Genomic DNA, 14,988 nt, shown 5'->3' on the forward strand with positions numbered 1-14,988 from the left:
GATGCTATAAAAATGAAGAATGACGGTTTCACATTTCGAAAGAGAGCCAGAAGCTTTAAATTCGCTTTCAACGGAATCAAGCTATTGATCACGAAGGAGCATAACGCTTGGATCCATTGTTTCGCGGCAGTTTGTGTACTTATCGCCGGGGTGGTATTCGGACTTTCCCGCATGGAATGGATCGCAGTAACGATCGTGATCGGAGCGGTATTAGCTGCCGAAGCGGTCAATTCATCCATCGAGGCCCTAGCAGATTTGGTCTCCCCTGAGTATAATGAGGCTATCAAGCGAACGAAAGACTTGGCGGCGGGAGCTGTATTATTGATGGCGATAGCGGCAGCGATCGTCGGGTTTATCATTTTTATACCTAAAATAGCAACTATATTTTAAATCTATGAGACATATCCTTTTCGCAATTACAATGCTCATGCTATGCCTGTCCGTTAACGGACAAGAATTGAAGGTGACCGGTAGCCGGAAAGCCGTACGGACCTCGGGAGACGTATTGGTGTTTATCACTCCGGTGGCGAGTCTAGCGACCGTATTGGCAACCCAAGATTGGCAAGGGCTGAAACAAGGCGTATTCACCGGGGTTACGACATTGGGCGTAACCTATGCGCTGAAATACCTAGTGAAGAAAGAGCGGCCCGACTTCAGCGATAATCATTCGTTCCCATCCATGCATACCTCCGTATCCTTTGCGGGAGCCGCTTTTATCCAAAGGCGTTATGGATGGAAATGGGGTATTCCGGCTTATGCCGTGTCTACCTACGTGGGTTGGAGCCGGGTCTATGGGAAGAAGCATGATTGGTGGGACGTGGCGGCGGGAGCCGTTATCGGTGCCGGTAGCGCCTATATCTTTACCCGCCCGTTCGCGAAGAAACATAACCTGTCTATCAGCCCGGTAGCGGGAGACGGGCATTATGGGGTATATGCGTCAATGACGTTTTAACTCGCAGATTTTTGCCAAGCACGAAAACAGCCCGGCCATGTATCACTACAAGACCGGGCTTTCAATTGTGTGTAAGTGTAATATGTTAAACAAAAAAGTCATTCATACCGTAAGGCATCCGCAGGCTCCAACCGGACCATTTGGTGAGCCGGATACCATATCCCCAAGATGATCATCACCGCCATGACCAAGTAGGTTATAAAGAAACCCTCCACGAAACGGGCTATCGTATAATCCATATAGAATCCTTTCGTCAATTCCGACACATGAAGATTAAAACAGATCAATAAGGCCGGGATAGCGATCAATGTCAACAATAATACCCCCTCGGCAATCATGATCCCCTTTAAGCTGAAACGGGTGGAACCCAAAGCGATCCGCAACCCCATCTCCCCTTTCCGTTGTTCCGTGCGGAACCAGAACGTGCCGATGATCCCCAAGAATATATTGAACAGCAAGAATCCCATCACGGCGATCTGGTTCTGCAACTCGGATTTTACGCCATTCCTTAATTCCATGCTATATCTCAAGTCCGAGTATGGGATGACATCCAGCAAATACAAACGATCTATGGAGAGTTGCTTCTCCATTTGCTTCACGAAGAACTCCGGGAAATCATGATCCGCAGAAGGGTTTACCCGGATGGCGATCTTCACATGGAAATCGGTATCGTCCTCGGCGATCTCTTCATCCGTCAAAGGCATGAACAGCCAGCTACAGCTTTTCGTGAAACGGTCGGCACGGAAATCGGCGGTAACCCCACCGATCGATCGCCTATCCCCCCAGAAGGAAATCCCCTCATCCCGTTTGCCGCCTTTCTCCTGAAATTCCCTAAACAGGCCGGCGGAAAGAACGACCTGACGCCCGTTCAGCATCTCTTCCCAATCCTTCTTCTCGCCCTCCATGGGACGGAAATTAAACACCTCCAGAAAACCGGGTGTCACTTCCAGTAGCTTCACGTACTCTACATTTATCGAATCGTTCACGGCAACATGCATGTACCGGTTCTCTCCCGTATGCGGCATGGACATCAGCCCCGCACCCACCGCCTCCACACCCGGGCAGGTCTTGATACGGTCGATCGCCGTCAGCATGCTGCGTCCGGAAGTGATGTATCGATAGGTAGAATCCATCTCGTTCCGGTCTACCTCTTCCACACCCATCGAGATCCAATAGACATGGTCGATATCCCATCCCATCGGGGCGAAGAAGACTTTCCCAACCGCCATTAGCGAATCGATTATGTACCACAGAACCACGAATACCAGCAGGATCTCGGCGGCAATCCACCCATTGCGCCTACGTTGGTTCCAGATGATCTTTACTAGATGCTTTATCATATCAGTGACGAATTATAGAATTAACAAAACCGGTTATTACTTATCATTCAATGAATCCACTATATTCCCATTAGAGGCATTCCACGCCGGAATCGCCGCACTCAGCAGATTCAGCAATAAACAGAACAGGAAAGCAAAGAAGAATATAGCCGGACGGATCAACATCCCCGCGCTCAACGTCAGGCCGCTATTCAAGGAAGCCAGCTCGAACGAGCCTAGCAGCCAATCCTTAAGCAAGAAGACCGCCACATAGGAGAACAGCAATCCCAACACCCCGCCCAATAACGTCACGGCGAGATTCTCCGCCAGTACCTGCCGTATCAACGTGCCACGGTTCGCACCGAACGCTTTCCGTACCCCCAGCTCCCCCATGCGTTTCTGCATCCTTGACGCAGTAAGCCCGCTAAGGTTCATAGCCGGGACCAGAAGCAAGACGATCAAGACCAACGCATACTGCCCCAACATTCTCGGCACGTCGGGCACGACATTACTCCACAAGCGAAGGCGGCTCTCCATCTGCGTATCCGGCTGCTTCATCAAGTCAATCTTGAGTTCTTGCAAGGAATTATTAAACCGGGCTACGTTTTGCTCCACCTCGGTCTTGATCTTGTTGAAGTCACCGCTTGAGCGAGCCAATATCAAGACCCGATAACTACCGATCAGACCCTCCAATGTCTCCTCGTTTATCAGCCGATCCACATCGGATTGAGCATAAGGAATCCAGATCTGGGCATACGCACGGTTGGCGAGAGGAGATACGTCCTCCACGATACCGCCAACCACATATGGACGGCGTGCCACCAATATCGTTTGCCCGATCACGCTCTCGTCTGCCAACCCGAATATACGGAGTGCCAACCTGCGACTGATCACCGCTTTCTTGATATTACTCTCCACATCGCTCCGCAGGAATGGTTTTCCCGCCAAGAACTCGAAATCGAAGATCTTCCAGAAGCCCTCGTCGGTCCGTATCTGATCGCATTTCATCCGTCTCGTTTGATCCGTGGAAGTGACCAGCGTTTGCATCCGCATCAATTGCATGCTGACGGCCTCCGGGGTTTTCAGCGTAAAGAAGCACTCCTTAGCCACACGGCCACCGACAAGGGAATAGTTCATACCGCCATCCTCCTCATTCTTATGCGTGATCGCCACGTCCTTCACATAAAGCGTCCGATCCCGGTTCAACTCCGGCTTGAAGCCTTTATTTTGTATCTCGAAGACAATGACCATCACCATGATCATGCAGATCGCCAAGGCCGTGCCCAGAATGGTAATCACGCTGAAGAAAGGGCTTTCTTTCAGCATCTGTAGAGCTTGTCTAAAATATTGCCTATACATATGTGTTCGTTTTTATGACTGTTATCTATCTATTAGCAAATGCTGTGCCAAAGATGTAAGCAGCTGTATATCAACAGCCATATCATAAAAAAGTGTCCGATAACGAACATCTGGCTCGTTATCGGACACTCCCGAAAGCAAGCTAGCTACCCTGATCACTCGTAATGCAGAGCCTCCGCCGGCTCCAAGCGAGCTGTCGAGCGGGCAGGATACCATACGCCACAGATGATCATGAGGACGATCAAGACAAACGTAATCCCTCCGCAAATCGCGAAGCGCAGCCACGTGAACGGAAGCTGATAGGTATCTATCAAATCCATATGGGCGATGTTGAAGCTGATGACTAAGGACGGGATGAACACCAAGACCAGCAGCAAGACACCCTCTCCCACCATGATCGAGTTCAACTGACGGCGGGTAGAGCCTAAGGCCATCCTAAGCCCCATCTCGCCTTTGCGATATTCCGTACGGAACCAGAAGGTACCGATGATACCGAGGAATATATTCGCCAATAGGAAGCAGGCTACCGCCACACGGGTTTTCACCTCGTTCTCTACGCCGATCGAACGGATATAGCCGTCGCGAATATATGACAAGGGCTGTACGTCTAGCAGATAGAGGTTGCCTAGCCGAAGCTGTTCGGCCATATCCTTGCGGAAGCGTGCGGGGAAATCAGCATTATCGACATCCGGACGGACACGTACGCAGAGTCGCACGGCATCTATCATCCCCTCATAGTATCCTTCCTCCATCCGGCTTAGCCGCAGGGCCCTATAGACGTTGGGTTCCGCCTTGGTGTACTCATGACGGCGGATGGGAACGTTGATACCACGGATTGTCTCCTCGATCTCGTCGGTCACATTCCCCCGGTACGCCTTTTGCCCGAGTAGGGAAAGGCCGGGATTCATCGTCTCCACGTCGGCGGAGATTACGATGGAGTTGTTATCCTCGATGGCCCGTTTCAAGGAAGCCGTCTTGCCGTCCTTATCATAGATACGGAACACGTCGAAGAACTCCGGGGTGACGAAAGCATAGCGGCAGGGCACCTGCAACGTATCAATCCGCCAAACGAGGTTACGGCTTCCCATATAATAAGGCATCCCCCCATCCGTAAGGCAGGCCGATTCCACGCCGGGATAGGTGCGGATGCGATCCAACGCCGTCAGCAGATGAACACCATCCGGCCGCTCCCGCTTCTCCTTCGGGATATAATCCGGGCTTCTTTCCGAAAGGCTGCTGATCACGATGCTGTACGTATGCCGGATATCGAAGCCCAGAGGAGCCGTATACGTGCGCCCCATCACATACAGGTAGTCCACAAGGAACCAAAGGAAGACCGAGACCAGCAATAACTCAGCCCACAACCAAGCGTTTTGCTTGCGCTGGTTCCAGATCAATTGTAATAAATGTCGTATCATATCTTTCTATTATTTTAGTATAGCTATCATCCAATGCGGGAGATTAATGAACATTCTCGTTGAGAGCCGAGATGATACGCATCCGTGAGGCTCGCCAAGCCGGGATTCCGGCGCTCAGCAGGTTCAACGCGAGACAAGCAAGGAACGCGTAAAGGAAGATCACCGGATTGAACATCATCTCCGCATTGACAAAGGTGCGACCGATACCCATCGACGCCGTGCCCGTATCTAGCAACCAATCGGACAAAAGCAGTACGGAGGCGTATGAGAAAAACAAACCTAACACACCCCCCAGCAAGGTCTGCAACAGATTCTCGTAGAGTACCTGCGTCAGTAGTTCCGAGCGTGTCGCCCCGAACGCCTTCCTCACCCCGATCTCAGCCATACGTTTACGCATCCGGCTTTGCGTGATACCGCTCATGTTGATGGCTGGGATCAGCAAAAGGACAAGAACGATGATAACATATTTCATTACCAATTCCCGTACATTCGGCTCAGAGAAAGCATCCTCGCGAGCCAAATCGCCCAAATGGGTATCGGGCGCACCTCCGATTCTCAGCAGGTGCGTGCTCTGTGATTCGTTCAGGCGAGCGATATTCGCCTCGGCCTCGGAGTGGATCGCGCCAAAGTCGGCGGACGAACTAGCGAGGATATAACAACGGAACCCCCCGATGAGACGGTCGGAACTATCATCATACAAAGAATTGTCCGTGGTATAAGGCAGCCAGACATCGCCATAGGCAGACTCGGCCAGCAGGGAGACATCCCGCACGACGGCACGGATGGTATAGGGCACGTAGCTGATCTCGACGGTACGGCCTACGACCCCGGTCGTGCCATAGAGCCGACGTGCCACGGACTCGCTTACCACAGCATCCATGATGCCACTTTGCACTTCTTCCTCGCCATAAGGCTTACCGGAGAGGAAGCGAAAGTTGAAGATATTCCAGAACGCCGCGTCCGTAAAGGTCACGTCGCACTTGAACTCCACCGTATGATCCACCACTGCCGCCAAGCGTTGCACGCCATGATAGGCCATGCCCACCTTCTCGGCAGAGCGCAAGGGATAGAAACAATCTTTCACCACCCGGGAAGCAAGAAGGTAGCAGTCGTTATAAGATTCGTTCTCTTTGTAGGAGGCACGGGTATCACTGACGTACATCATCCGGTCCCGATAGTCTTCCGGTGAGTAATTGGCGGTACGCATCTGCCATACGATCACGATCACCATGATCATGCAAATCGCCAAGGCCGTACCGAAGATAGAGACTCCGGAAAGGAGCTTGTTCTCTTTCAATAAGGCCCAGGCTTGTTTTAGATAGATCTTGTACATATTCATTTGATTTAATTATACGATTCAGTCGGTGGGAGACGGGGCATTATCTGTTATCCGTCATACCGCAGCGCCTCGGCCGGCTCCATCTCGGCGGCCTTGCTGGCGGGAAGCCAGACGGCGAGCAGGATGACTATAGCCAGCAGTATCCATGTCAGGATATTCACCAGCAAGAAACGGAGCGGCAGGATCGCCGGCCAGTAATGCTCCGGCAAGGTCCCTTTGGGGATGTCCAAGAAGCCGACCATCACGAATTGAGCCTCTATCAACAAGGCGAGCGGGGTAGCCATGAGTAACAGGCATATGCCCTCACGAGCCATCTGGCTACGTATCTCTTCACGGGGCGAACCGATCGCCATGCGCAACCCGATCTCTCCCCGGCGCATCCGCACCCGGTACCAGAACGTACCCATCACGCAAAGCAGGATATTCAAGCCCAAGAAGGCCATCAACGCCATACGGACCCGGTAATCGTAGGTAACGCCAAAGGAATAATCGGTATCGGCCTTGATCCGTTCATAGGAGGTCAGGCGTTTCAGGTAGAAGTTCCCCACCCGAAGCTCACGGCTCATCTTCTCCCGGAACGTATCGGCGAAACGAGGGCCTGCCACGGCAGGATCGATCCGTATGAAATAATTCATCTCGGGGATCTCCTCCGCCGAGGGACGGATCGCCAAGAAGGCGGCACCTTGGGGTAGGCTATTGTCAAAACGCTTGATATCCTCTAATACGCCCTTTACGATATAAGTCGGGCCCTCCTCGTCGAAAGGGTCTTTCACCTCACGCCCAACGGCGGATGCCTCTCCAAATACCTTTCGCTCCACCATCCGGGTGGTTACTATAGCGCGGGGGTCTCCCCAATCAAAATCGGAAGTAGATACCGGACGGCCGTCTTTGGCGTACGAATGGTTGAAGACCGACAGGAAATCCGTGGTAGGATCTATCTCATACCTCATGACCGCTTCCCGCTTACTCGTATCGGCCGCGTTCGCCAAACCGATACCGTAATAACAGCCCGTATAAGGCGTGGAGTAACAGCCCGAGGCCGCGCCCATCGCCTGCACTCCCGGATAATCACGCAAGCGGTCTTTTATCCGCTCATAATTTCCCAGCATGGCGATCGAGTCGCTCTCGGCGGCTCGATAGTCGGGGGAGGTTTCCGGCAAGAGGCCCATTTCTACCTGCCAGACATTCGCGTAGCCACGTCCGGAGGGGAGGCTACGGTTATAGATCTCCACGAAGAAGTAATCCACCATGTACCACGCTAGGCAAAAGGCGAGCAGCAACTCCACACACACCCACACGTTGCTACGCCAGCGGTTCATCAATTGTATCCAAGTTATTTTCCACATATCTTTCTTCCCTCCATTTAAGCGTTCAACGAATCAACGATAGGTCGCCTTGACGCACGCCAAGCGGGCCACAACGCCGACATCAGGTTTAACAGGGAACATACGCACAAGGCGATCAAGAAGACCCACGGGTTGAACAGCATCCCCATGGAGAGCGATACGTCCACACCATCCGGGGCGGCATCCGAGAAGCCGTTGCCGATCTTGAAGACCCACGAACTGGCGAACGTCACCAACAGGAAGGAGAACAGGAGTCCCACCAAGCCGCCCAGCAGCGTATACAGGAAGTTCTCCATCAAGACCTGCCCGATCAACGCCCCCTTGGGAGCCCCGAAAGCACGCCGCACGCCCAGCTCGCCCAGACGCCGCTCCATACGGGAATCGGCCATGCCCGAGAGGCTGACGGCGGGGACGAGCAGCAGGAGCAGGAAAATCACCCCATAACGGCTCAAGTCTCCCACGATATCCGGCTCCACGTTCGACCAATACCGGAAGATACTCTCCCAATGGCGATCCGGCTGCCCAAGAAGGGAGAACTCACGTTTACCATCCACGTTCAACGATTGGTTGAAGCGACGCACGTTATCCGCCACCGCCTCCCGCACCTTGCCGATATCGGCCTTGTCCTTCACGAGCATATAGACCTTCAAGGGGCCTAGCCCGGGCATACGCACCTCCGAGTATCGGACCCGCTCCTCGAAGTCGGGCACTTGGGTATATGGGTACCAGACCTGCGAGAAAACCCGATCCATCAGGTAAGATACGTCATCCACCACGCCCACCACACGAAATGAGGTAAAGTCGAGGCTCAAGGTCTGCCCCACGGCACTACCTTCTCCATAAAGCCTCTTGGCCAGTGAGCGGGCGATTACCGCCACGGGCATCCCCGACCGGAAATCGGCCTCAGTGAAAGGCTTGCCCTCCAGGAAACGGAAGGAGAACACTTTCCAGAACCCATCGTTTACCCCCATCTTCATGACCGGTATCTGCACGGGACTGCCCACCGGCTGCACGAAAGCGGAGGCGGCGTCATCGCAACATAGCGCCAACGCCTCCAAGCCGGGCACCCCCGCAAGGCACTCTTCCACGAAGCGGGGCGATACCGGGCCACTGCTCGTGCCCCCTTTCTCATTCTTCAGCGCAGCGCTCTTCACGGTCAGCAACCGGTCCCGGTCCATCTCCGGATAAATAGAGGCCATTTTCACGTAAAACACGATGGACAGCACCATCACCAGCGAGATCGCCAATCCCGTCCCCACGATATAGACCGAGCTGAACAGCCGTTCTTGCCGGATCAGGGCCCATGCTTGTTTTAAGTAGATCTTATACATATTCATTCCATTTAAATATTCTATCAGTCGGTGAGAGACGGGGCACGCCCCGTCTCTACAACCGGGTGTTATCTGTTTTCTATTATCCGTCATACCGTAACGCGTCAGCCGGTTCCTGCCGGGCCGCCTTACGGGCCGGGTACCAGATAGCCAAAAAGACGACGAGCGCCAAGACACCCCCTGTCAGCAGGCTAATGGCCGTGAAGCGGATCACGCCGCAGGGCACGATATCGGCCACCGCCAGATTCAAGATGATCAGCAAGCCCGGCACGGAAGCGATCGCCAGCAGCAACAAGCCCTCGCCGATCATCAGCCCCTCTATGCCCCTGCGGGTGGAGCCCATCGCCATACGTAGCCCCAACTCCGAACGGCGACGGCTCACGTGAAACCAGAACGTACCGATCACCGCCAGAAACACGTTCACCAAGAAGAACAATCCCATGGCCGATACCAGCCGATGGGCGCTCGTCCGCTCCGAGTTCTCGAGGTAAAAGGCCCGTATCCCTTCGTAGTCCCTCACTTCCGATACCCAGTAATTACCCACCATCAAGGATCTACTCATTTCCTGCCGGAACTTGGCGGCGTAGTTGGAGGTAGAAACCTCCGGACGGACGCGGAACGTGATCTGTACCCGCATGAGTCCCTTCTCGTCCAACTGGCCCTTGCCGAACATCCCCCACAAGTCCAGTGGAGAGAAGACACTATGCTGATTCCGGGAATCGTACTCGGAGTTTCGTACCGGCTCCGTAACCGCTATCACGTGACAGGGCACGGTATCGTTGTAATTATAGATCTCGGCCCCGATCACGTCGGTATGGCCGTATAGCTTGCTCGCCAGATCGGCGGAGAGGATCATCTCCCTCCCCTCCCGAAGCCTCGACAAGGTCTGTCCCAGTCTCTCCGGGCTTTCTCCCTTAGCGGAGCGAATGCCGAACACCCGGAAATACCCCGGCGAGACGATCATTGCCCGCACCCGCTGGTTGATCGAGTCTTTCAAGACTCTGCTGCCGATGTTCGAGTCGGTATAAGGCAGCGAATAATACGAGAGCCCTACCACCTCCACGTCGGGATGCCGCTCGATACGCTCCACGATACGCTCGATGTTCCGCACCGGCTCCTCGCTTCCCTCCTCGTAGGCGATGAACGAGGGACTGTCGGACGGCCGTATGGCGAGCGTCACGTTGTACACGTGATCCAGCTTGAAGCCCACCGGCATCCGCGTCAGCATCCCTTGCGCCACGAAGTAGTACATCATGAACCACAGGATCACGAATACGACCAGCAGTTCCACCAGTATCCAGCAGCTTCCTCCCAAACGGGACCTTATCAACTTTAATAGATGTGTTACCATAGCCGTATCCTATTTATCGTTCAACGCGTCCGTTATACTCACCCGCACGGTACGCCAAGCGGGTATCATCGAAGAGAGCAGGTTCAGCGCCACGCAGACAGCGAACGCATAGGCGAACACCTCCATATTCAGCAGCATCCCCGGCGAGAGGAAGATATCGTTACCCGCCCCGGAGCCCATGCTATGCAAACCGGGGGAAAGAAGGATGCCCCGGAATACGAACACCAGCACGTACGAGAACAGCAATCCCGCCATGCCCCCGGGCAACATCAGCAGCATGTTCTCCCAGAAGACCTGCCCCATCAACGTCTTCCGCGACGCCCCGAAGGCCTTGCGTACGCCTAGCTCAGACACCCGGTCTTGCATCCTCGAGGCGTTCAGGCCCGAGAGGTTCAGCGCCGGGACTAGCAGGAAGAGGAAGAGGGCGACGCCCAAGACGATATACGTCTCCGGCCCGAACAACTGCGACAATAACCGGTCGCCGAACGAGCGGGGCGGCTCCACTCTCACCTGTCCCTCCCGCAAGCCGCTGTTGTAGCGTCTTACTCCCTTCTCCAACTCGGCGGAGAGGGCCGGAAGGTCCGAGGCGTCACGCAGCAGGCAGTTGGCGAGCAGCAGTCCCGCCGAGCCTTCCCGCTCCTCCAAGGCGGTATCCATGATACTCGCCATCGAGGTGTAGGGTACCCACGCCTCGGCGTAAACGTCGGAAGCGACGGCGGATATATCCTCCACCACGCCGCTTATCGTATATTCTATATCGTTGATCAAGACGGTCTGGCCGGCTACCTCGGTACGCCCGAGCAGGCGGCGTGCCAAGGAACGGTCGAGCACCACGCAGGGCATCCCGGAAAGGAACTCGGCACTGGCGAACGGCTTCCCGTCCAAGAAGCTGAAACGGTAGACTTGCCAGAACGCATCATCGCATCCCATCAATTGTACTTTCGGCGACTCGTCGCTACCCGGCGCTTGGATGAAGATGTCCCCCACCTCGTAAGGCATGATGGCGGCGTTGGTGGTGACCGCCACTTTCTCGGGTGTCTCGAGGCCGTAGAGGACCTCCTTCACGAACCGGGGCCCGCAACCGCTGTTCAACGAGCCTTTGCCCCCGTTGAACTCATACGATACGTTCGATACGTAGCCCATCCGGTCCCTGCTCACCTCCGGGGCGATATTCGCCGTCCGGATATGATAGACCACCGCTATGGCCATCACCATCGAGATCGCCAAGCCCGTACCGATGATATAAACGGCGGTGAAGAAGCGATTCTGCCCCATCAAGGCCCAAGCTTGTTTAAGGTATACCTTGTACATCGTTCATTATTTGTTAGTTCGTTTTATGGGTATCTGCCGCCTGCTTTCCGTAATTATTATACGCTTGGCATGTATTTCCAAATACTATTCATGTTATCTTTCTTATCTTTGCCACTCAATCATTCATTAAACCACGAGATCATGGATAAAGAAATACCTAAGTCGGAGCTGCCCAAGCCGTTTCGCAAGCTGAGCCTCCGCGTCAGCAAGAGCCACCTGCCCGGCAACGCGAGCTATAAGGGAAGCGTCGTATGGCAACGTACGCTCAGTATCGATGACATCGCCGCCCGTGTCGTAGACAAGCGGAGCGAGTATCGCAAGGAGACGCTCATCACCACCTTCAACCTCCTCAAGCGGGAGATCTACGACGCCATCGAGGAGGGCTACAACGTGGACTTCGGCTTCGGGCGGACGGAACTGACCGTGAACGGGCCTTTCGAGACCCTGTACGAGAAGTTCGACCCCAACCGCCATACGCTCGCCCCACGCCTGCGCCCCTCGCCGCAACTGAAGCAGCGGGTGGGCAACCTCCGGGCCGTGAACGAGACCTACCAGCTAGCCTACAACTCGATGCCCCGCCCCACCTACGTCAGCCTCCGCATCCAGCCCCGCACGTCCGACAGCGACGAGCCTTACAACCAGCTTCCGGCAGGCGAGCATCCCTTCATCTCCATCTATGGAGATAGGCTGAAGCTGGCGGGCGACTCTCCCGAGGTGGGCCTTACGCTACGCTCCGTCGAGACCGGCGACGAGCATTTCTACCCCGCCGCCGATATGCTCGTCAACAGCGGGCAGCGGCTCTGCTTCGTCCCCGGCTTCGCTTTCGGGGCAGGCGAGTGGGAAGCCATCGTCTGCACCCAGTTCACCCCTACTTATCACCTCTATAAAGAGCCCCGGTATGGTACGCTTACCTTCACCGTGATATGAGGTATCGAGGCACCCCGGGTGATACCTTGCCTCATACGTTTGAGGTATCGTACCTCATAGCTTTGAGGTGTCATGCCTCATAGGTTTGACGAATCGTACCTCATAGCTATGAGGTAAGGTATCACCCGTGGTGCCTCACACATGGAGATCCCCCCTATGCGACACCCTCACTGCACCTGCCTTCCGTCGAAGAAGCGCACGGTGCGGCTGGTTTGCTTGGCTTGCGCCTCGTTGTGGGTTACCATTACGATGGTGCGGCCATCCTCCTTGTTGAGTTGGTGGAGCAGGTCCATGACCTCGATACCCATCTTGGAGTCCAAGTTACCGGTCGGCTCATCGGCGAGGATGATGTCGGGGTTACCTACGATCGCACGGGCGATGGCCACACGCTGGCATTGACCGCCGGAGAGCTGCGTCGGGAAATGGCGCATACGGTGGCTCAGGCCGACCTTCTCTAGCACGGCCTCGGCCAGCTTGCGGCGCTCCGAGGAGGATACCTTGCGATAGAGCAAGGGAAGCTCCACGTTGTCCAGCACGTTCAGGGAATTGATCAAGTGGAAGCTCTGGAAGACGAAACCCAACTGCTTGTTACGGAAAGCGGCCAACTCCTTGTCGCTCATGCCTACCGTGTTTACTCCGTTGATCTCAACCGTGCCGGAGGTAGGAAGGTCCAGCAGGCCCATGATGTTCAATAAGGTGGACTTCCCGCATCCGGAAGGCCCCATAATGCTGAGGAACTCGCCTTGCTGCACCTCTAGGTTCACGTTTTCCAACGCGACTGTCTCTATCTCTTTCGTACGGTAAATCTTCTGTAAATTCGTTAGTTTGATCATGACTGTAATATTTTAATTGTTATTGTTTGACTCTTGTTATTGTTAAACTCTTGCTATCGCTAGGCTTTGCCACCTAAAAGCAAATTACGTGCCAGAAACGTATCTCATTGATTCCATGGCATCTCCATAAAAAAGTACTGTCCATTATCGAACAGTCGGTTCATTCCCGGACAGTCGGTTCACTTCCGAGCAGTCGGTTCATTTCCGAACACAGATGTCCGTGTCTGATCATTCCTGCCGCAAGGCGTCCGCCGGATGCATCCGCATGGCCCGGTAAGACGGAAAACTGATTCCCACGACAATCATCGCAGCCATCACCGCATACGAGAAGACGAAACCGAACAACAGGCGTGAGGCCATGTCGGGCGGTATCTCCGAGCCTTGCGTCACCTCCATATGCAGCAGGTTGGCGAAGATGACGGCAGAGGGGATGAAAGCGATGGTGAGTAGCGCCAAGCCCTCCTTCACCAATTGCCAGAATATGCCCTTGCGGGTGGCTCCCATCGCCATGCGGAGGCCGATCTCGGCGCTCCTTTGTTGCGTACGATACCAGAAGGTTCCCACCACGCCGAGCAGGACATTCAGCAGGAAGAAGGCGATGCCCGCCACGTAAAGGCGGACTTGATCCAACCAACGCTCAAGGAACTGGTCCCGGTAATGGGACATCGGGAAAACATCCTTCAGATAGATATTGCCCACGCGCAATTGCTGCTCCATCTCCTTCCGGAAGTTGGTGGCGAAAGCGGCGCCGTCCGCGCCGGGCTTCACCCGGATGAAGGTGTTCAGGCCCTCTCCGCCCCAATCGCCCTCCTCGGCCACCTTGTTCTCGTCCACCAGCTTATAGTAGGCGTAATCATAACCGGTGAACTCGCAGTAACGTTGTTTCTCGCAGACACCACCGATACGGTAGGCCACGCTATCACGAGAGCCTTGGTCGGTGATATAGATCTCTTGGCGCACGGCCGCCGACGGATCGCCGAAGAAGTCATCGGCTACACGGCCCGTCACCACCACTTGGTTGTCGCGCAGGGCGTCCACCAACTCCGAGGGGGAACCGCCTTCTGCCGTCTTCACGCCGAACACCTCGAAATAGGTGGGCGAGACGAAGCGCACGAAGCCATTACGGATCAACGAGTCCTTCCGGAACGTGGCGTATTGATTCGATCCCCGGTAATGGAAATGCACGCCGGTGGTGAAACAGATTGATTCCACGGAGGGGTTCCGGCGGATGCGGTCCATCAAGGTCAGGTAATCCCCGCCTCCCCGCTCACTATGCACGGAGGTCGTGTCATAATCGGGGCTTTCCTCCGGGATCACGCCGAAACTCACATGATACGTATGCTCGATGTTAAAGCCCAAGGGCTGCGAGTAGAGTCTGTACATCACGAACAAGGCGTCCGCCGCGTACCACAGGAAGATAGAGACCACGAGCATTTCCAACCAGATAAACAAGTTCCCCTTGCGCTCGTTCCAGAGTTGTTTTAGAATCATCTTATACATAG

The 14,988-nt window shown here is 54.7% G+C and carries 13 protein-coding genes; 3 read left to right on the forward strand and 10 right to left on the reverse strand.

The window, feature by feature from the left end; genetic code table 11:
- The first annotated feature begins 12 nt into the window (after positions 1-12).
- Both CI960_RS14880 and CI960_RS14885 read left to right on the forward strand, forming a co-directional pair.
- Positions 13-390 (forward strand): diacylglycerol kinase family protein, encoded by a 378-nt coding sequence (locus CI960_RS14880; RefSeq protein ID WP_005854690.1) that lies wholly within the window; start codon positions 13-15, stop codon positions 388-390.
- A 4-nt stretch (positions 391-394) separates the two neighbouring features.
- Positions 395-952: a phosphatase PAP2 family protein gene (locus tag CI960_RS14885; protein WP_005854688.1), complete on the forward strand. Its 558-nt coding sequence runs from the start codon at positions 395-397 to the stop codon at positions 950-952.
- A 98-nt stretch (positions 953-1,050) separates the two neighbouring features.
- On the opposite strand, the gene CI960_RS14890 is transcribed toward CI960_RS14885, so the two are convergent.
- The 8 genes from CI960_RS14890 to CI960_RS14925 all read right to left on the reverse strand — a co-directional run bounded on the left by CI960_RS14890 (position 1,051) and on the right by CI960_RS14925 (position 11,726).
- Entirely contained in the window at positions 1,051-2,292 is a 1,242-nt protein-coding gene (locus tag CI960_RS14890) for an ABC transporter permease (protein WP_005854686.1), read from the reverse strand.
- Positions 2,293-2,328: 36 nt separating this feature from the next.
- The gene (locus CI960_RS14895) at positions 2,329-3,630 is read right to left on the reverse strand and encodes an ABC transporter permease (protein ID WP_005854684.1); all 1,302 of its coding nucleotides are present in this window, start codon (positions 3,628-3,630) and stop codon (positions 2,329-2,331) included.
- Between the two features lie 155 nt (positions 3,631-3,785).
- Positions 3,786-5,048: an ABC transporter permease gene (locus CI960_RS14900; RefSeq protein ID WP_005854682.1), complete on the reverse strand. Its 1,263-nt coding sequence runs from the start codon at positions 5,046-5,048 to the stop codon at positions 3,786-3,788.
- A gap of 43 nt (positions 5,049-5,091) precedes the next feature.
- Complete coding sequence (locus CI960_RS14905) at positions 5,092-6,381, reverse strand: ABC transporter permease (RefSeq protein ID WP_005854680.1); 1,290 nt, start codon at positions 6,379-6,381, stop codon at positions 5,092-5,094.
- Between the two features lie 53 nt (positions 6,382-6,434).
- Entirely contained in the window at positions 6,435-7,733 is a 1,299-nt protein-coding gene (locus CI960_RS14910) for an ABC transporter permease (protein WP_036628619.1), read from the reverse strand.
- Between the two features lie 17 nt (positions 7,734-7,750).
- Positions 7,751-9,070, reverse strand: a complete 1,320-nt coding sequence (locus CI960_RS14915) for an ABC transporter permease (protein WP_010183778.1) — start codon at positions 9,068-9,070, stop codon at positions 7,751-7,753.
- A gap of 76 nt (positions 9,071-9,146) precedes the next feature.
- A complete protein-coding gene (locus CI960_RS14920; RefSeq protein ID WP_057319795.1) occupies positions 9,147-10,415 on the reverse strand; it encodes an ABC transporter permease in 1,269 nt (422 codons plus the stop codon).
- A 9-nt stretch (positions 10,416-10,424) separates the two neighbouring features.
- On the reverse strand, positions 10,425-11,726 hold the full coding sequence (locus CI960_RS14925) for an ABC transporter permease (RefSeq protein WP_057319794.1): 1,302 nt from the start codon (positions 11,724-11,726) through the stop codon (positions 10,425-10,427).
- 141 nt (positions 11,727-11,867) lie between these two features.
- Here CI960_RS14925 and CI960_RS14930 point away from each other — a divergent pair, with 141 nt between their 5' ends.
- The gene (locus tag CI960_RS14930; protein ID WP_005854669.1) at positions 11,868-12,653 is read left to right on the forward strand and encodes a DNA-binding domain-containing protein; all 786 of its coding nucleotides are present in this window, start codon (positions 11,868-11,870) and stop codon (positions 12,651-12,653) included.
- Between the two features lie 167 nt (positions 12,654-12,820).
- Here the strand turns inward: CI960_RS14930 and CI960_RS14935 are convergent, their stop codons facing one another.
- Complete coding sequence (locus CI960_RS14935; RefSeq protein WP_005854666.1) at positions 12,821-13,486, reverse strand: ABC transporter ATP-binding protein; 666 nt, start codon at positions 13,484-13,486, stop codon at positions 12,821-12,823.
- 228 nt (positions 13,487-13,714) lie between these two features.
- Complete coding sequence (locus CI960_RS14940; protein ID WP_005854664.1) at positions 13,715-14,986, reverse strand: ABC transporter permease; 1,272 nt, start codon at positions 14,984-14,986, stop codon at positions 13,715-13,717.
- Positions 14,987-14,988 lie beyond the last annotated feature (2 nt).

Origin of the sequence: Parabacteroides sp. CT06 (genome assembly GCF_002257605.1) — a bacterium.
Classification (GTDB): Bacteria; Bacteroidota; Bacteroidia; order Bacteroidales; family Tannerellaceae; genus Parabacteroides; species Parabacteroides distasonis.